This window comes from Deinococcus radiophilus (assembly GCF_020889625.1).
GTDB classification, from domain to species: Bacteria; Deinococcota; Deinococci; order Deinococcales; family Deinococcaceae; genus Deinococcus; species Deinococcus radiophilus.
The window spans coordinates 485162-502231 of the sequence record NZ_CP086380.1 but is presented as its reverse complement, the minus strand read 5'-3'; the positions used below and the strand labels follow the sequence as shown (position 1 = coordinate 502231).

Annotated in this window: 18 protein-coding genes; 11 read left to right on the top strand and 7 right to left on the bottom strand. The window is 63.3% G+C overall.

Annotation, left to right across the window (positions count from 1 at the left end):
* Positions 1-62: 62 nt before the first annotated feature.
* Positions 63-500 carry a DUF423 domain-containing protein gene (locus LMT64_RS02675; RefSeq protein ID WP_126352500.1) on the bottom strand — a complete coding sequence of 146 codons (438 nt, stop codon included), beginning with the start codon at positions 498-500 and terminating at the stop codon, positions 63-65.
* A 716-nt stretch (positions 501-1216) separates the two neighbouring features.
* Here LMT64_RS02675 and LMT64_RS02670 point away from each other — a divergent pair.
* The 7 genes from LMT64_RS02670 to LMT64_RS02640 all read left to right on the top strand — a co-directional run bounded on the left by LMT64_RS02670 (position 1217) and on the right by LMT64_RS02640 (position 7971).
* The gene (locus LMT64_RS02670; RefSeq protein WP_126352499.1) at positions 1217-1768 is read left to right on the top strand and encodes a 3D domain-containing protein; all 552 of its coding nucleotides are present in this window, start codon (positions 1217-1219) and stop codon (positions 1766-1768) included.
* Between the two features lie 137 nt (positions 1769-1905).
* Complete coding sequence (locus tag LMT64_RS02665) at positions 1906-3117, top strand: ABC transporter permease (protein WP_229253323.1); 1212 nt, start codon at positions 1906-1908, stop codon at positions 3115-3117.
* Between the two features lie 130 nt (positions 3118-3247).
* A complete protein-coding gene (locus LMT64_RS02660; protein WP_126352497.1) occupies positions 3248-4333 on the top strand; it encodes a DUF4384 domain-containing protein in 1086 nt (361 codons plus the stop codon).
* Positions 4334-4457: 124 nt separating this feature from the next.
* On the top strand, positions 4458-5510 hold the full coding sequence (rlmN, locus tag LMT64_RS02655; RefSeq protein ID WP_126352496.1) for a 23S rRNA (adenine(2503)-C(2))-methyltransferase RlmN: 1053 nt from the start codon (positions 4458-4460) through the stop codon (positions 5508-5510).
* A gap of 62 nt (positions 5511-5572) precedes the next feature.
* The gene (locus tag LMT64_RS02650; protein ID WP_126352495.1) at positions 5573-6361 is read left to right on the top strand and encodes a hypothetical protein; all 789 of its coding nucleotides are present in this window, start codon (positions 5573-5575) and stop codon (positions 6359-6361) included.
* Positions 6362-6445: 84 nt separating this feature from the next.
* Positions 6446-7546: an IS4 family transposase gene (locus LMT64_RS02645; protein ID WP_456077505.1), complete on the top strand. Its 1101-nt coding sequence runs from the start codon at positions 6446-6448 to the stop codon at positions 7544-7546.
* A gap of 98 nt (positions 7547-7644) precedes the next feature.
* Complete coding sequence (locus LMT64_RS02640) at positions 7645-7971, top strand: hypothetical protein (protein WP_126353124.1); 327 nt, start codon at positions 7645-7647, stop codon at positions 7969-7971.
* 78 nt (positions 7972-8049) lie between these two features.
* Here the strand turns inward: LMT64_RS02640 and LMT64_RS02635 are convergent, their stop codons facing one another.
* The 5 genes from LMT64_RS02635 to map are packed head-to-tail and all read right to left on the bottom strand — an operon-like array spanning position 8050 to position 12735.
* Positions 8050-9186, bottom strand: a complete 1137-nt coding sequence (locus LMT64_RS02635) for a cysteine desulfurase family protein (RefSeq protein ID WP_126353126.1) — start codon at positions 9184-9186, stop codon at positions 8050-8052.
* 9 nt (positions 9187-9195) lie between these two features.
* Positions 9196-10851 (bottom strand): PASTA domain-containing protein, encoded by a 1656-nt coding sequence (locus LMT64_RS02630; protein ID WP_126353128.1) that lies wholly within the window; start codon positions 10849-10851, stop codon positions 9196-9198.
* A 52-nt stretch (positions 10852-10903) separates the two neighbouring features.
* Complete coding sequence (locus tag LMT64_RS02625; protein ID WP_126353130.1) at positions 10904-11227, bottom strand: AzlD domain-containing protein; 324 nt, start codon at positions 11225-11227, stop codon at positions 10904-10906.
* Positions 11224-11958 (bottom strand): AzlC family ABC transporter permease, encoded by a 735-nt coding sequence (locus LMT64_RS02620; protein WP_126353132.1) that lies wholly within the window; start codon positions 11956-11958, stop codon positions 11224-11226. Before LMT64_RS02620 ends, LMT64_RS02625 begins: the two co-directional genes overlap by 4 nt.
* A 9-nt stretch (positions 11959-11967) precedes the next feature.
* Positions 11968-12735, bottom strand: a complete 768-nt coding sequence (gene map / locus LMT64_RS02615) for a type I methionyl aminopeptidase (protein WP_126353134.1) — start codon at positions 12733-12735, stop codon at positions 11968-11970.
* Positions 12736-12870: 135 nt separating this feature from the next.
* On the opposite strand from map, the gene LMT64_RS02610 reads away from it, so the two are divergent.
* The 4 genes from LMT64_RS02610 (at position 12871) to LMT64_RS02595 (ending at position 16137) form a co-directional block, all read left to right on the top strand.
* Entirely contained in the window at positions 12871-13164 is a 294-nt protein-coding gene (locus tag LMT64_RS02610) for a hypothetical protein (RefSeq protein WP_126353136.1), read from the top strand.
* 85 nt (positions 13165-13249) lie between these two features.
* Positions 13250-14560, top strand: a complete 1311-nt coding sequence (locus LMT64_RS02605; protein WP_407647841.1) for an MFS transporter — start codon at positions 13250-13252, stop codon at positions 14558-14560.
* A gap of 40 nt (positions 14561-14600) precedes the next feature.
* The gene (locus LMT64_RS02600) at positions 14601-14744 is read left to right on the top strand and encodes a hypothetical protein (protein WP_170166056.1); all 144 of its coding nucleotides are present in this window, start codon (positions 14601-14603) and stop codon (positions 14742-14744) included.
* A gap of 214 nt (positions 14745-14958) precedes the next feature.
* Entirely contained in the window at positions 14959-16137 is a 1179-nt protein-coding gene (locus LMT64_RS02595; RefSeq protein WP_229253322.1) for an LCP family protein, read from the top strand.
* A 50-nt stretch (positions 16138-16187) separates the two neighbouring features.
* Here LMT64_RS02595 and LMT64_RS02590 read toward each other — a convergent pair whose 3' ends face one another.
* Positions 16188-16961 (bottom strand): serine/threonine-protein kinase, encoded by a 774-nt coding sequence (locus LMT64_RS02590; protein ID WP_126353138.1) that lies wholly within the window; start codon positions 16959-16961, stop codon positions 16188-16190.
* Positions 16962-17070 lie beyond the last annotated feature (109 nt).

Genomic DNA, 17070 nt, shown 5'->3' with positions numbered 1-17070 from the left:
AAGTCTACGCTGTTCCTCACCTCTGGACAGCGCAGACCTTTTGGGAATGGGGATGTGACCGGCTAGTGCCGCCAGGCGATCAGACCCAGCCAGATCAGACCAGCAATCATCAGCACGCCGCCAATGGGTGTGACTGCGCCGAGCCAGCCCAGGTCCAGCCCCATCATTCGCAGACCCACCAGCAGATACAGACTGCCGCTAAAGATCAGGCTGCCCAGCGCAATCAGGCGAACCGGCCAGCCGCCGAAGCCAGCCGCCCCGGCGGCCATCAGTGCCAGCGCAGCGTAAGCCTGATAGCGTACCGCCGTCTCGAAAGTGGCCAGGTCAGCGGCGCTCATATGCCCGGCAGCAACTTCAGAGGCCAGGCCGTGTGCCCCGAACGCACCGAGCGCAACGGCCAGCGCCGCCCACCAGGCTCCGGCAGCCAGGGCGCGGCGGCGCGGCAAAAAGGACGAAACCGAAGTTTGAACCTGCGGCACGGGTGAACCGAGTGGAGTCATGGAGCGAGTGTAAACCGGAGCCAGCCCAGACCGTCTGCATGAGAGCGCGACGCCAAAATGAGGGACCAAAGCCCTCTGGCAATTGCCGTCTTGGAGGGCAGAGAGACCGGCTGCCGACCACAAATGTAATACCAGACAGGCTGAATGAATCCGGCTCGGTCAGGTAGGTGTGACAACACTCTCATGGGATGTGCTTAAGGTATGGCTTGTCGGTTCGTTCCTGCGCCGGTCCACCAGAAGCACCCGTCTGGTACAACCACCGCGCAGGAATGCTACCGCGCTTACAGATTTGGCTTTTGATTTTTTTCATGCAAATGGGAGCAGGGTCAAGGTTATCTTGCGCTCAAGTTGTTAGGCTCGGCTGTCTCATCTGAGATCAGAGAAGAGACTCGTTCTTTATAAATCTAGAGTTCCAGTCAAGAGATCGGGTTTTTTCATTTTTTTCAGAGCCTAAGATGATCATCAGAATAACACAAGTGATTTTCTGATCGTTAAATCGCGTCTGGATCTGTATTTATAGTGACCGCCTTGATCATAAGTTAGACAATTTTCCGACCAATGGTTAAGCCCGAAGTATCGTCGCAACCCACCTCTGTATGACGACACCACGATCTGTCGCCATCAACAACCAGAAATTTTCTGAGTTTAACGACTTAGTTCACCGAAATGCCGTCTGGAACCTGTGTATTCGCTTCCAGGCCGCGCCAAGGAGACTTATGCCCCAATACAATACGTTCGCTGCGTTGGCCCTGGCCGCGCTCGGTTCGACTGCCCTGGCTTTGCCCCCGCTGCCCGCCTCCGAGGTGGCTGACCGCGCTGTTCAGTCTGCCCTGAGCAGCGCGCCGATCCGTACCGAAGCCGCCCGTGGCCTGCCTTACGTGGGCCTGTCCCCCACCGTTATGGGCCAGCAGTCCTCGGAACTGATCGGAGCCCGTGCTCCCGCTGGGCGCACTGCCGTTCTGAAGTCCACTGCCTACAACAGCCTGGCAGCCCAGACCGACTCCAGCCCACACATCACAGCCACCGGGACCCGCACCCGCCCCGGCGTGGTTGCCTTAAGCCGCGACATGCTTCGCCTGTTCCCCTACGGCACCCGCCTACGGATTCAGGACCTGAGCGGCAACCATCCGTATGTGAATGGCCGAATCTTCGTTGTCGAAGACACCATGCACGCCCGCAAGACCAATCAGGTCGACGTCTGGATGCCTAGCCGCTCCCAGGCCATGAACTGGGGCGTGCGCCGAGTCCGCGTCACGGTCGTCAACTGATCACTTGTCCTCTGGACCTCGTTTCCCTGATAGATCCCGCCCTGTGCGGGGTCTTTTTTGTGCCCTGCTGCCGGAGGAACTGGCCACAGCCGCAGTTTTCTTAGGCCAGCCACATTCACCCAGCTATGCTCAGCAACGTGAGTGCTTCTGTTCTAACCTCTTCTCCTGCGCCAGCGACCGTGCCGCCTACTCGCCGCCTCGCCTGGCTCCTGGCCCGCGCCCACCTCAAGAAACGCCGGACCCAGAATGGACTGACCGTGGCCGGAATCGCCGTGGGCGTGGCCGTTCTGATCGCCGCCCTGAGCCTGACCAACGGCTTTACAGGTGCCCTGATCAGCGCCACTTTGCAGGCCAGTCCGCACCTTAGCGTGCAGCCCTATACCCCCAGCGGCCAGAACAAAGCCGCCGAGCAGCAGTTGCGCCAGATGGATGAGGTGGCGGCCTTTACGCCTTTTGTGGCAGACAAGGCGCTGCTGACCCGCCCCGCCGATGAGTTCCGGGAAGCAGGCACAGACTTCAGTACCCTGTTTGGGGTCGGCTCCGAGGCGGCAGACGTCCTGGAACTGCGCCCCGAAGAAGGCGAGTTGCTGCGCTCATTGGAGGGCGGAGAAATCCTGTTAGGAGCCGCCCTGGCCCGCAACATCGGCGCGTATCCGGGCGAGAGCATCAATCTGCTGAACAGTGCCCAGCAGCGCCGTGAGATGACGGTTAAGGGCGTGTTCCACACCGGCAACTACCTGATTGATTCCGGCTACGCTTTTACCAACCTGGCGACCTTGCAGGAGTTGCAGGGCACGGGCAACATCAGCGGGTATCAGATCCGGCTGCACGACCCCGAAGCTGCGCCCGCCGTAGGCGCAGCCCTCGCCAGCCGATTGCCCTATGCCGCCACACCCTGGCAGTCGCTCTACGGAACCTTGCTGGATCAGCTCAACCTCCAGAAGCAGGTCATCGGCTTCGTGGTGTTCCTGATCGTGATCGTGGCGGCGTTCGGCATCGCCAACGTGATGACCTTGGCCGTCTTCGAAAAGACCCAGGAAATCGCCATTCTGCGGGCCATCGGGGCCACCCAGGGCATCATCACACAGACCTTTTTGCTGGAAGGCCTGATCCTGGGCCTCAGCGGCCTGGTGCTGGGGAATCTGCTGGGACTGGCGGTGGCAGGTTATTTCACGTGGCGGCCCTTTCAGATTCCGGGTGACCTCTATTTCATCACTACCCTGCCGGTTGAGGTGCGCCTCAGCGACCTGCTGTGGGTCAACGCCGTGGGCCTGCTCACCACACTGTTGGCGGCACTGATTCCGGCGCGCCGAGCCGCCGCCATTGAACCAGCGCGCATCATTCGCTAGGCTGCCCCATCGTTACCCCAACCGGTCCACCGTCAGATTCCAAACAGGTCTGACGGTGGACTGAAACACCATTAACCTTGTCCCCCACACGTCTCATGGCCCGTCAAGTTCGGCGCCTTAGCCTAGGGCCATGAACAAAAAGATTCTGAAAGCGGCCCTCCTGCCCCTGACCCTGCTGGCCGGTAGCGCCGGTGCCCAAACCCTGAGCGCCCAGAGCATCATCGTGAACCCCACCCAGCCTGACCTGGCCGTGGACGTGACGGTGGACAAGGACCGCACCGGCAACGCCGTGCCGACCTACCGCATTGACGACAGCATCACCCTGAACGTCAAGACCAACCGTGACGCTTACGTATACCTGTTCAACGTGGACGCCAGCGGTGAAGTGAACCAGATTCTGCCCAACCGCGTGAACAGCGGCTCCAACTTCCTGCGCGCCAACCAGACCTGGACCTTCCCCCCGGCCGGCGCTGGCTACACCTTCGACATTGAAGGTCCTACCGGCCTGAACAAAGTGCTGGCCCTGGCCTCGCTGACCGAGCTGAGCCTGAACGACATCGCTCAGTTTGAAAACGCCCAGAGCCAGTTCGCCACCGTGAGCGTGCGCGGTCAGGACAACCTGGCCCAGGCCCTGAGCATCGTGGTCAACCCCTTGCCCCAGAACAGCTGGGTGACCGACACCGCCTTCTTTGACGTGGCCGAGCGTACCCCCGTCCGTACCGGCAGCCTGTTCGTGGGCACCAACGTGAACAATGCCTCGGTCGTCCTGAATGGCCGCACCCTGGGCGCTGCCAATCAGACCTTCAGTGGCATTGCTCCCGGCACCTACCCCATCAAAGTGCGCGCTGGTAGCCAGGAATTCCGCAGCACCGTGCGTATTCAGCAGAACATGACCACCAATCTGGACGTGAACTTCCGTACGCAGGCCACCTCCCCCGCTCCCGTAACCCCGGCTCCCGTGGCCAGCACCTACAACGTGACCGTGCGCTCCAACCTGAACGGTGGCCGCGTGTTCATGAACGGCAACGAAGTGGGCACCATTCGTAACGGCCAGCTGACCACCAGCGTGCAGCGCGGCCAGTACCAGATCGTGATCGTGGCCCCCAACCAGGCTGCCGAGATCGCCACCATTACCGTCAACCGTGACGGCGGCGTGAACCTGAGCCAGGCTCCCCGCACCACCACCATCAACCTGCTGGACCTGCTGTTCCGCTAAGCCCAGCCAACTCTTTCAGCACAGAGGCTCCCCGATCTCGGGGGGTTTTCTTTTGAAGGCACCCCCGGCCAACCATCATCCCCCCACCATTTGGCGGCGCCTTCGCACGTTAAACTGGCCTGTGATGACTGCTGCCCACCTTCCCCTGCTGCTGGACCTGCACCCCGACGACTACCCCTTGCCGGGTTTCCGGCGGCGGCAGTTGTTGGAATGGGTCTTTGTGCATGGTGTAGGTGATTACGCGCAGATGCATACCCTCCCGGCGGAGCTACGCGCCGAGCTGGCGGCAGGCTGGCAGCTGAACCCATTTAAAGACATCGAAACCTTCCGCAGCGACGACGGCAGCGTCAAGTATCTCTTTACTCTGCCCGATGGCCGCCAGATGGAAGCGGTCTATATGCCCTACCTGGACCGCAAAACCATCTGTGTCTCTACGATGGTGGGCTGCCCGGCCCGCTGCGCCTTTTGTGCGACAGGCGCGATGGGCTTTGGGCGCAACCTGACCCCCGGCGAAATCGTAGGGCAAGTGCTGGCCGTCGCGGGCGGCGAAGGGATCGCGCCGCGTGAGATCCGCAATCTGGTGTTTATGGGCATGGGCGAGGCGATGCTGAACTACGACAACACCATGTTGGCAGCCCGCATTCTGCTGCACCCGGACGCCCTGGGCATGAGCAAACGCCGCGTCACCCTCAGCACCGTCGGGATCGCCAAAGGTATTCGCCGACTGGCCGAAGAGGACGATCTGGGAATCAAGCTGGCGATCAGCCTGCACGCCCCCGACGAGGAAACCCGCCAGCAGATTATTCCGACTGGCAGCGCCAACTCGATTGACGAGATCATGGCTGCCGCCCGTGACTATCAGGCGGTGACAGGGCGGCGCATCACCATGGAATACACCATGCTGCGCGGCATCAACGATCATCTGTGGCAGGCTGAATTGCTGGCCGAACGGCTGCGCGGCATGGTCAGCCACGTCAACCTGATTCCGATGAATCCCTGGGAAGGCAGCAATTTCATCAGCAGCACTGAGGAGAAGATTCAGGCGTTTTACGATACCCTGGAGGGACTGGGGGTAGACGTCAGCGTACGGCGCTCACGCGGCAAGGACGCCGGGGCGGCCTGCGGACAGCTGGCGCTCAAACGGCCTGGTGCGGCCAGTGGTCACGCCGGGGCCTGAATCCATCCTGCCTTCAGAAAATTAAAAGGTGATCATCAGATCAATTTTAAAAAATTGATCTGATGATCACTTCTTTGCTGATACTGGCCGCCGTTTCGCTGCCTGCCTGGAACGCCGCGCCGCCTCAGGTGAAGACCGACAGCGTGCGCCCCGACGCCCACCAGGCGCGGGTACTAGGCGCAGCTTACTGCGCGGGCAAATCCGGCTGCCAGGTTGAATTTTTGCCCATCGGTGGCAATGGTGCAAAAATCCCGGTGATGAATCACCGCGTTCCCACCGATGTGACCTTCGGCAGCTTCACGGCCCCAGGCCGCCAAGAAGCGCTGCTGAACCTCTGTGTGGCCCAGTCGGACGCCTGCGACGGTGTGACCCTGCTGCGCCGCGAGGCTGGCCGCTGGAAGGCGGTTTACCATACCCCCGACGTGACGGCGCGGGAGTGCCTGAAGTTCCGCCGCTTTGACGGGCGCGACGCCCTGGCCTGCCGGGGCCACTATGTCATGTACGGCTCCAAACTGACCCTGGTAACCGCCGACAGCCGCAAAGCGAGCGAAAAAGTGCTGCTGAACGGTGAAATCCAGAACTGTGGGCAGAATCCGGTAACGGTGACCCGCCTGGGCGACTGGCGCAAAGAGGACGTGAACGGCGATGGCCGCGCTGACCTGGTGGCGGAAGTGAGCCGCTACCGGCTCAGGACGGCGCAGTGTCCACCCGCCGATGACACCCCCTTTACCACGAAAAACCGTCCGCCGCTGGGCGATGTAAGCGGCCTGCGCCGTCACACCGCCGAAAACAAGAATCGCCTGAAGTTCTTCCCAAGTCCGGTCAAACACATTTCAGAGGGGCGCAGATAAAGTCAGGAACCTCAGTACCTGACAGGTTGAAGGAAACGTTGTCTGGATCGCAGAAAAATATGAAGCAGGGCGGCTTATGGAGGTGTGAAACCGAACCAAGCCGCCCTGACGAATGTTGACACATTCGTGACCTACCTGAAAGAGCGTCTCCCACACCACCGCATGGACCGTCTGCGCTGCGTTGCAGAAGTCCTGTTCGGCATTTTACAGGCAGAGTCCACCCTCCACCGCAAGATCGCGCTCCATATTGACCGTGCTGCGACGACACCGTCCATCACGCGTATGGTGGCTCGTGTGCTGCATGGTGCTGGTCTGACCCAGCAGGACATCCAAGATGTCCTGCTTCCACTGCTGCCTGAGGGAAAACTGACCCTGATCATGGACCGCACCAACTGGAAGCTCGGCCAGTCTCACCTCAACCTGCTGGTCATCGGCGTGGTGCTGGGCAACGTTACTCTTCCACTTGCTTGGAAAGAACTGAAGCACGGCGGGAACAGTGAATCCAGGGCACGTATGATGCTGGTCGGTCAGCTGCTGAAACACCTACCCGCACGCAGGTGGAAGGTCCTGATCGCGGATAGGGAGTTTCTCGGTCAGAAGTGGTTCACGTTTTTGCGGCGCAGCGGGATCAAAAGATGCATTCGTATTCGGGCCAATACCGTGGTAGACGGTGAATATGCTCGTGACTGTTTCGCGTCACTGGAGCCGGGTCAAATACGTGCCCTGTTTGACAAGGTCTGGGTTCAGGGCGGCTGGATGCGAGTAGTCGCGACGCTCTCCCCAGAGGGAGAGCGGGTCATCATCGCTTCAGACTTATCCGTCTGGGACACGCTCACCATCTATAGGCAGCGCTGGGCCATAGAGACCACCTTCTCAGCCATGAAATCCAGAGGGTTGAATCTGGAGCAAACCCACATGACCAACCCGGAGCGTGTAGGAAACCTGTTTGGTCTGCTGACCCTGGCCTTGACCTGGATGCTGCGTGTGGGGGAATGGCGAGCGGCAGCAAGGCCCATACGTGTCAAAAAACATGGTCGCCCTGCGGTCAGCAGGGCGAGGTATGGGTATGAGGAGCTGAGCCGTGCGCTGCGGTGGGGCGGGGAGAAATTCAGGCTCTTCCTGGACCTCTTGAGGACTCCATTTCCCGCGCCAGGAGGGGCCGAAAGGCAACCTGTCAGGTACTGAGGTCAGGAACGAAGCAGCCACATTCGACCCGCCGCTGTCCGGTGCCCCGAGCCGGAGGGCCTGGACTGCACCGTCGCTTAGACATTGGAGGAAGAACGATGGGTATCTTGGAACACACGGTCACGGCACTGCAACGCGGAATTCAGAACCTCGCCATTCAGGGCGCGGCGGACAACATCGAAGGCTGGCTGGGCACCCTGTCCGGCCAAGACTTCCCCGGTGCACGGGACATTGAGGACAACCTGCGGGCGCTGCATGAGCACCTGCAAAGTGGTGATATTGACGGCGCGACCGTTGCAGCCCTGCTCTCGGAGCTGGCGTCCGACACCCAGCGGGCCGCCAGCAGCGCCGACTCGGACTCGGCAGATCAGCTGCAGACCCTGGGCCGCTTGCTGGACGACAGCGCCCAGAACCTGAGCCGCTAAAGCCACAGGCAAGCGCATAGAAGCGTATAGAAGGAGGGTGGCCGGTTCGGCCCCCTCTTCTATTTTTTATGGGCGGCGTCAGGTCAGCCGGGACCACTCGGCAGCCTGACGCAGGGCCGCTGCCGCCTGCTCTACTTCGGCGGCAGTGGTGGCTGCGCCAAAGCTGAAGCGCAGGCTGGCGCGGGCGTCCACCTCGCTCAGGCCCAGGGCCGTCAGCACATGGCTGGGCTGCATGGTCCCAGCGGCACAGGCACTCCCGGCACTCGCACATATCCCCAGCATGTCCAGATTCATCAGCAGGGCTTCACCGTCAGCTCCGTCTAGGGTCAGGTTGACGACCTTGGGGCTGCCGTCTGGCGGATGGTTGAAGCTAAGGCCCGGCAGGTCGCCGACCAGGCCAACAAATTGAGTCTGCAAAGCCCGCAGATGGGCAAAGGTCGTTTCCCTGGCGGCCTCCGCTGCGGTAAGGGCCACCCCCGCTGCGTACACTCCGGCGGTGTTCTGGGTTCCGGCGCGCAGACCACTCTCCTGCCCGCCGCCCACCTGCTGCGCAGGCAGGTCTGCGCCCCGCGCCTGATACAGCACCCCCACCCCACGCGGCCCGCCCCACTTGTGGGCGCTGAAAGTCGCGTAGGTCACGCCCCATGCCTCCAGGTCTATGGGCAACACGCCAGGTGCCTGGACCGCATCGGTGTGATAAGGCACACCAGCTTCGGCAGCCACAGCAGCCAGCTGAGCGGTGGGCTGAATGGTCCCGATCTCGTTGCCCGCATGGTGCAGGCTGACCAGCGCCGTGTCTGGCCGCAGGGCCTCAAGCAGCCCATCTGGACTCAGCCGCCCGTAACGGTCTGGAGCCAGCCAGGTCACATCCCAGCCACGCTCGGCCAGTAGACGGGCCGGGGCCAGCACCGCCGAATGCTCGGTCTGACTGGTAATCAGGTGGCCGGGGCGGCCCTTGGCCTGCTCATACGCCTGCGCCGCGCCGAACAGCACAGCGTTGTCCCCTTCGGTGCCACCACTGTTGAGGGTCAGCCGCCGGGGGTCCACGCCAAACGCCTGAGCCATACGGGCGCGGCCCTCTTCCAGTCGTTCGCGTGCCTGCTGCCCCGCCGCATGCACGCTGGACGGGTTGCCCGGCAGCGCCGCCGCCTCGGCATAGGCGGCCAGTGCAGCCTCGGTCATGGGATGGGTGGCCGCGTAGTCCAGGTAGATCATGCGCCGGGCCTACGGGGTGGAGGTGGCGAAGACCTCGCCGTCACGCAGGATGATGAAGGTGGCCTGCCCCGTGACCTGCACAGCGCTCGAAGCGCGGGCGCCTGCAAGTTGCTCACTGGAAGTCGCCCCCATAAGCACCCGCTGACCCGCTTCATCACGCACAGCAATAGAGTAACTTCCGGGCGGCAGGTCTGCCGGGAATTCGTAGTTCAGCTGCACGCTGCGTGTCTGGGCCGCAGGCGTCTCGGCAGCCGGGGCCGTTTGAGGCGCGGCCTGTGGCTCGTCTGGCGTTTGCGCGGGGGTGCCCGGTGTGGACTGCGGCGGTGTGGCTGGAACCGGACCGGGTTCTGTCTCCGGCAGAGGCGGCGGCGCGGCGGGCGGCACATAGGCGGGCGGGACCGGCAGCGCCCCCACCTGACTGGGCGGCTCACTGAATTTGGGCGCGGCCACTGTCAGCTCCATCTGCTCACCACTGCCGATCCGGGTGTAAGGTGCCGGACTCTGGGAGATCACGGTGTTTTCGGGAAGGTCGCTTTCTTCCGATTCGACCTCGGTGATCACCAGCCCCGCCGTGCGGGCATGCTCACGGGCCGAGGTAAAGTCCAGGCCAGTCAGGTCAGGAATCCAGGTTTCCTTGCCCGCAATGCCGGTAGACACCAGCACGTTCACGCTCTGACCGCGCTGGGTGGAGAGGCCCGCTGGTGGATCCTGCGAGATAATCCGGCCTTCCGGCGTCTGGGTAGGCGTACCGTCAATCTCAGTGACCTGGCCCAGCCGGAAGCCGCTCTCGGTCAGGTTAACCTTGGCACGTTCCAGCGAGAGGTCTTCGATGCGCGGCACCGTCAGGTCAGGCGGGCTGTTGACCGTCAGTGTGACCAGGCGGCCCAGTGGCATGTTGGTGTCGCCTTCCGGCTCCTGGCGCAGTACGGAGCCGATGGCCGCCTCATTGCCCTCACCCTCAGCGTAGGCCACCCGGAAACCGCTGTCGGCCAGACGCTGTCCGGCGTCGTTGGCAGGCAGACCCGTGACATCCTGCACCACACCCACCGACGGGTTCAGATAGGCCTGAGTGGCCTGATATCCGTACCAGCCAGCGGCCCCCAGGAGCAGCAAGCCCGGCACAAACGACAGCCAGTTCACGTTGTCGGCGCGGCGCTGCTGGGTGCGTCCTTCAAAGACTGGGCGCAGCAGCGGAGCATTCAGCCGGGCAATTTCGGCGTCGGTGCGCTGCGGGGCGGGGTGCAGATAGGCCAGGGTGGCCTGCTGCCTGCCCCGTCCGGTCATGACCACGTCGGCGTCGCTCAGGGCATAGCCGTATTCCGCGAGGTGCTGGGTTTGCAGGCGCAGAGCGTCCAGACCCTCGGCAGGCCGCGCAGGAAGTGAGGCGAATTCACCCAGGGTCAGCCCCTCGACTGGCCGCCACACCGCGTAATTGGCTTCCGGGGTAGCGACCAACTCCACCAGACCCGCTGGTTGTAGCGCCCGCAGCGCGTCACGGTAAGCGAAAAATTCACGGCGCTGCTCCGGAGTATCGATATCGAACCAGGCCAGCCGCAGCGGCTCCCCGCCCGGACCCTGCACCTCGCTGAGGGTCAGGTTGCCCTGTTCTTCCAGCGTCCGCAGCACCGTGTATCTGTCGCCAATCCGCACTTCTTCTGCCGTCATTCAGGCCACAGCATACCCCATCGGTATGAAACGGCGATTTGTGCGGGAGGGCTCAGGAGCCAGGGAAATGCAGCAGGCTATCCCCCAGCAGCACCCGAACCGCCCAGTACACCGCAAAACCACCCAGGATGCCGGCAGCCAGCTGACGGGTTCGCCAGATGATCAGCCCGCCCGCTGCGCACCCCACCAGGCGCTGGGGCCACTCTGAACTACCCAGTACGTCTGGCAGGGTCAGCGCAGCAAAGACACTGACCGGGATATAGGCCAGAAAAGCCTGCCAGAAGGGAGGGAGTCGCAAGTGGCCGAGGTGCAGCCCCAGCAAGCGTGGCAGGTAGGTCACCAGCCACATCAATCCGATGGTCAGCAACCCACTCACGCTGGGCCTGCATCACTTGCACGGCGCGTTTCCCAGTAGGCACCGAGCAGCGCCCCGCCCACCCCGGCCAGCAACACCACCAGGCCGCCGGGCAGCAGCTGCGCCAGCCCCCAAGCCAGCAGGCCGCTCAGCAGCGCCACCAGGACCGGCAAGCGGTGGGTGAGCAGGGGTACCAGCAAACCCAGAAAGGCCAGCGGGAAAATGACCCCTGCGCCCAACTGTTCAGGTGGAGGCAAGATTTCACCGGCCAGCGCGCCGACCAGCGTAAACAGATTCCACACGGCATAGAGGCTCAGCTGTGCGCCCATCAGGAAGGCAAACGTCAGCCGCGACGGGTCTTGCCGCCCAGCCACCGTAACTACTCCATAAGCCTCGTCGGTCAGGAATTGAGCGGCCAGCGCTCGCTGCCCTGACGACAACGGAATCTGGCGCGACAGGCTCAGGCCATACAGCACGTGGCGCACATTCAACAAAAAGGTGGCCGCGACAATGCCCAGGCCTGCAGCACCCTGACCCAGCATCCCCGCCGCCGCAAACTGTGAAGCCCCCGCAAAGACGGTCAGGCTCATCAGGGAGGTTTCCAGCACGCTGAGGCCCGCTGCCCGCGCCGTGACCGCGTAGGCGACAGCAAACGGCATCATGCCCAACCACAGCGGCACCATCGCCAGAAAGCCCTGACGAAACTGTTGGCCAGGGCTGAGATCATCGCAGGGCGCAGCGGGCTGGGACATGGATCCGGTTTAGAGCGTCAGGAGGTCCGCACCTTTTTTGGTCACGGCCAGAGTGTGTTCAAACTGCGCCGAGGGGCGGCGGTCCCGCGTCACCACAGTCCAACCGTCGGCCAGCAGCTCGGTGGGGGCCGCGCCCAGATTGATCATCGGCTCGATGGTAAAGACCATGCCTTCTTCGACCTTCAGGCCTGTGTGCCGCACGCCCCGGTGAAAGACGGTGGGGTCCTCGTGCAACTGCTTGCCGATGCCGTGCCCGGTGTATTCCTCTACCACCGCGTAGCCCCGGCCCTCAGCCAGCTCCTGAATGGCCGCGCCGACGTCGCCCAAACGCGACCCGGCCCGCACGGTGGCGATACCGGCCTGCAAGGCTTCACGGGTGGTGTCCACCAGCCCCTGCACCTCCGGGCTGACCTGACCCACCGTGTAGGTGTAGCAGGCGTCGCCGTAGTAGCCGTCCAGCAGCACCCCGATGTCCACCCCGATGATGTCGCCCTCCTTCAGCTCGCGCCCGTCAGGGATGCCGTGACAGATCACTTCGTTCACGCTGGCACAGATGGTCGCAGGAAAGGGGTTGGATTTGGGGCCGTAGCCCAGGTAAGCCGGCACCGCGCCCGCCGCCCGGATGTGCTCTTCGGCCAGACGGTCCAGCTCGGCCAGGGTCACGCCCGGCTTGACATAGGGGTCCAGTAACCGGAAAGTATCGGCCACCAGCGCCCCGGCCCGGCGCATGGTCTCTATTTCACGTGGCTTTTTGATAGAGATTCGTCTCAGGCTCATAACGTATGAGTCTAGCGCATGCAGGTCTGCGGTGCACAGGCATAAGCGCCGCTTACGGGTGATGAGTATTGGGGCTGGCCGGTGATCTGGAACAGCTACCTGGCTCTAAACCTTCTGGGCGCCTACACTGCCCCCATGACCCTCCCGCCACCTGATCCAGACGCTGGGGCGGACCTGCTCCCCGGTGAGGTTCCGGCAGCGCTGTTCGACCTGGCAGTGAACCGGGCCAGCGCGGCGCTCCGCGGCGTAGGCGCAGCCAGCCAGGAACGCGCCCTGAGCGAGTGGCATGCCCGCACCCGCTTTGCCCGGCGCGTGCCGCTGGGGTGGGTGGCCCAGGCGTTAGCCACCCGCCCCAGCGTGGAGGGTCCCTGGCATTGGTCGGGTGGTCCAGGCGGCGCCTGGCAACCGGGCCGCGCCGCATTTCCCTGACGTTCCGGCGGTCTGCCCCTTTTCACAACTGCCCATAAATGACCCCCGTGCAGTCCGGTCGGGGGCGCAGGCGTAAGCTGGCAAGGTGCCTGAACGCTCCTCTCCCCTCAGTCCTCCACCTGCCGAGCCAGCCGCAGGGCTGAGTGGATGGGCGCAACGAACTTTCAGTGCCCTGGGGCACCCGCTGTTTCGGCGTTACTGGCTGTCGCAATTGTTCAGCTTGATCGGTACCTGGATGCAGACCACCGCCCAGCAGTATCTGGTGCTGGAACTGACTGGCGGCAGTGCGGCGGCGCTGGGCTGGGTCACGGCGGCCCAGTTCATGCCCAGCCTCTTGATCTCGCTGTTCGCAGGCGCGGTGGTGGACCGTGCCCCGCGCCGCCGCGTGCTGCTGCTGACGCAGACCGGCTTTTTGATCACGGCGGCGGTGCTGGCCGTCAGCACCCACCTGGAAGTGGTCACGCTGCCGCTGGTGCTGGGGCTGGCCTTCTTGCACGGCATCGCCCAGGCGTTCGACATGCCCGCCCGTCAGAGCATCGTGGTGGACCTGGTGCCCAAATCCGGCGTGGCCAACGCGATTGCCCTCAATAGCCTGTCGTTCAACGTGAGCCGCACCACTGGGCAGGCGCTGTTCGGGATCGTGGTGGCAGCGGGGGTGGCGCTGCTGGCCGGGGGCAATCCTGACGCCCTCTCGCGGCTGGCCTTTCCCTTTTATCTGAATGTCGCGTCGTTTTTTCTGGTGATGTATGTGATCGCCACCCTGCCCTTTCCGCCCCGCGAAGTGGCCCCACGCGGCAACATGCTGGGCCAGATCGCCGACGGCCTGCGCTACGTACGCGGCAACGGCGACGTGTCCAGCGTGATGTGGCTGGTGGGGCTGCTCAGCCTCACGGTGATCAACTTCAACATCATCATTCCCTACTTTGCCCGCGAGGTGTTCGGCGCACGCGAAGCCGCCTTTGGCCTGATGAGCGCCGTGTTCGGGGCCGGCGCGGTGGGCGGCGCACTTTCACAAGCCAGCCGCCCCGACCCGGTGCGCTTCTTGCGGCTGGGGTCCATCATCTTGATCATCGCCACCACCCTCTTTGCCTGGGTGCCGGGACCGGAGTGGGGCTTGCCGCTGCTGGCGCTGGCCGGCTTCGGGATGCTGAGCTTTCTGGTCAGCGCCAACAGCACCGTGCAGCTGATCATTCCCGACGCGCTGCGGGGCCGGGTGATGAGCCTCTATTCCTTCGTATTGGTGGGGATGGGTCCACCCAGCGCGATTCTGGTCAGTTACCTGATCTCCAAGGATGGGCCACTGGAGACTCACTGGAGCCTGACCCTGATCGCTGCACTGGCCACCCTCGGCCTGGGCGCGCTGTGGCGGCGACTTCCGCGTGGGCTGCCGGATTGAGGACAGGTCAGCCAGGGGCGCAGCATGTATTGTGGGGAACATGACTGCCCGAAAAGACTCTCTGCCCTGGGTGATTGCCCTGGTGACGCTGGGTGCCGCCCTGGGCCTGGCCGCCGCCATGTATTTTGAGAACCGCCGCCTGGAAGCAGGCCAGGACGATTCCGACACGCCACTGTTCATCTGAGCTGACCAGAGCTGGTGCGCGTGGGCCCAACGTCCATGCGCATTTTTCATGACCAATTCACCGCTAGAGTGGACCTGACAGCCACCGATATGCGATCAGCACACGATTTCTTTTATGGCTAGCCTGCCAGCAAAAGTCGGGAGATCCTGCCGTGAGGCTTTGTCCTACCCGCACCAGGCCGCATTTCTCACCCGTTCCGGTCTAGACTCTTTGGGTGCGTCTCCGTTTGACCCTTCCTGGCCTGCTGCTGGCCGCCCTGTTGGCCCTGCTCGCTCCCGCCGCTCCTGCCCTGGCCCGCTACGGCGCTGTGCCTCTGCCCGCTGACCGTCCGCTGAATATCCTGCTGGCGGGCGTCACGCCGAAATATCCGCCGAGTGCCGTGTGGCCTTACCCAGCAGCACCTGAAGACTTCAGCGGTATCACCGACACCATCATGCTGGTGCAGATCCGGCCTGGCGGCGAGGTGCAGTTGCTCTCTATCCCACGTGACTCGTGGGTGGAGATTCCCGGTGTGGGCATGAGCAAGATCAACGCCAGCAACCCCAAAGGCGGCCCCGAATTACTGACCCAGACGGTGAGCAACCTCACCGGTTTGCCGGTGGACGGCTATGCCCTGCTCTCGCTGCACGCGGCCCGCTCACTGACGGACGCGGCTGGAGGCGTGAGCGTAGATGTCGAAAAGGCCATGAAGTACGACGACAACGCCGGCAACCTCCATATTGACCTCCAGCCCGGTTGGCAGCGCCTGAACGGAGAGCAGGCCGAAGGCTACCTGCGCTTTCGCAAGGACAACCTCAGCGACATTGGCCGGATCGGACGGCAGCAGAAGTTCCTGACGGCCTTTGTAGACCAGCTGCAATCCCCGCTGAACTGGTGGCGCTGGCCGGTGGTGGTGGGTGCCCTGAATGCCAATTCCAAATCGGACCTGACCCGCCGCGAGGTCGGCGCGGTCCTGGCTGCGGCAATGGGTGGCCCCACACTCAACACCCATATGGTGCCGGGCAACTTCGGGTCGGGTGGCACCTGGGCTGTGGACCAGGCTGCCTTGCAGCAACTGATCCAGACCGAATTTGCTGGTTCGGGAACTGCGAACGCCGCCGACAACGGTTCAGCACCAGCCGCCAGTGTCCTGAACACCAATCTAGCCGTGACCATCCTGAATGTCGGCGCACCCTCAGGCAGTGCGGGCCGCCTGGCCGAACAACTGCGCGCCGCTGGCCTGAGCAACGTCACCACCGGCAACGGCGATGGCCCCGGCAACGTCACCACCTTTCAGGGCGAAGGCGCGCAGCAACTGCAGAGTCAACTGGGCTTCGGTGAGGTGCTGGCTGGGGCTGCCCCAGCAGGGACCGACCTGCTGATCCGCCTGGGTGCCGACCTTCCTCCTTTTTAAATTCAGCCCAGCGACTTTGTGCCTGTCAACGCAATCCGGAGACATGGCTCTCAGTGGGGCAGTTCGGCCCGCCAGCGCAGAAGTTCAGATCGGACTTCTGCTGCACTGGTAGGACGATCTGCGATGTCCGGGTCCAGCAGGTGCCGGACCAGCTCCAGAGCCTCGGCTTGAAACGGCGGGGGCGGCGCCTCGCTGCGGACCTGTGGGGGAATCTCCGGCTCAGGCAGCTCTCCCCACAGTCCCCAGTGCAGCAACAACCCGATACCGTACAGGTCGCTGGCGGTGCCCAGGTCCCGGCCAGCACGCGCTTCGGGACTCTGAAAAGCAGGCGTGCCGATCTGTCCCCCCAGCGGCTCGTCTACTGGGCCAGACAGGTCATAGTCCACCAAAGTCGCGTGCCCTGAGTCCTGCACCAGAATATTGTCGGGCTTGATGTCGCGGTGCAGCACACCTATACCGTGAATGTAGTCCAGGGCTTCCAGCACATCGCACAGACTGGTCAGATAGGCACCTGCCTCACAGCGCAGTGCAGGACGCTTCTTATAACGCGTAAACAGCGTCTCGCCCGGCACCCAGCTCATGATCAGGGCTGGTGCGTCATCCAGCTGGGTCAGTGCTCCCACCTGCGACAAACGGGGATGACGAAATTGCCGCCCAACCCGCAGCTCCCGCTGGGCATGTTCCAGCATATGGGGCCGGAATACCTTAACCGTGCAGGGCTGACCCAGGGGCGTGACGGCCAGATAGGCTACCGAATGGGACCCACTGCCCACCGGGCGCACCAGCCGTATTCCGCCGCTGACCTGTCTGCCTGCAAGTGGCATATACCTTTACCCTACCCTCTTCCACTGAACGTATTTCTCACAGCCCAGATCCCGCTCGGCCTGTGGTGTTTTTCAAGTTTCCATTTAAGAAGGTAGCGCATCACGGTCC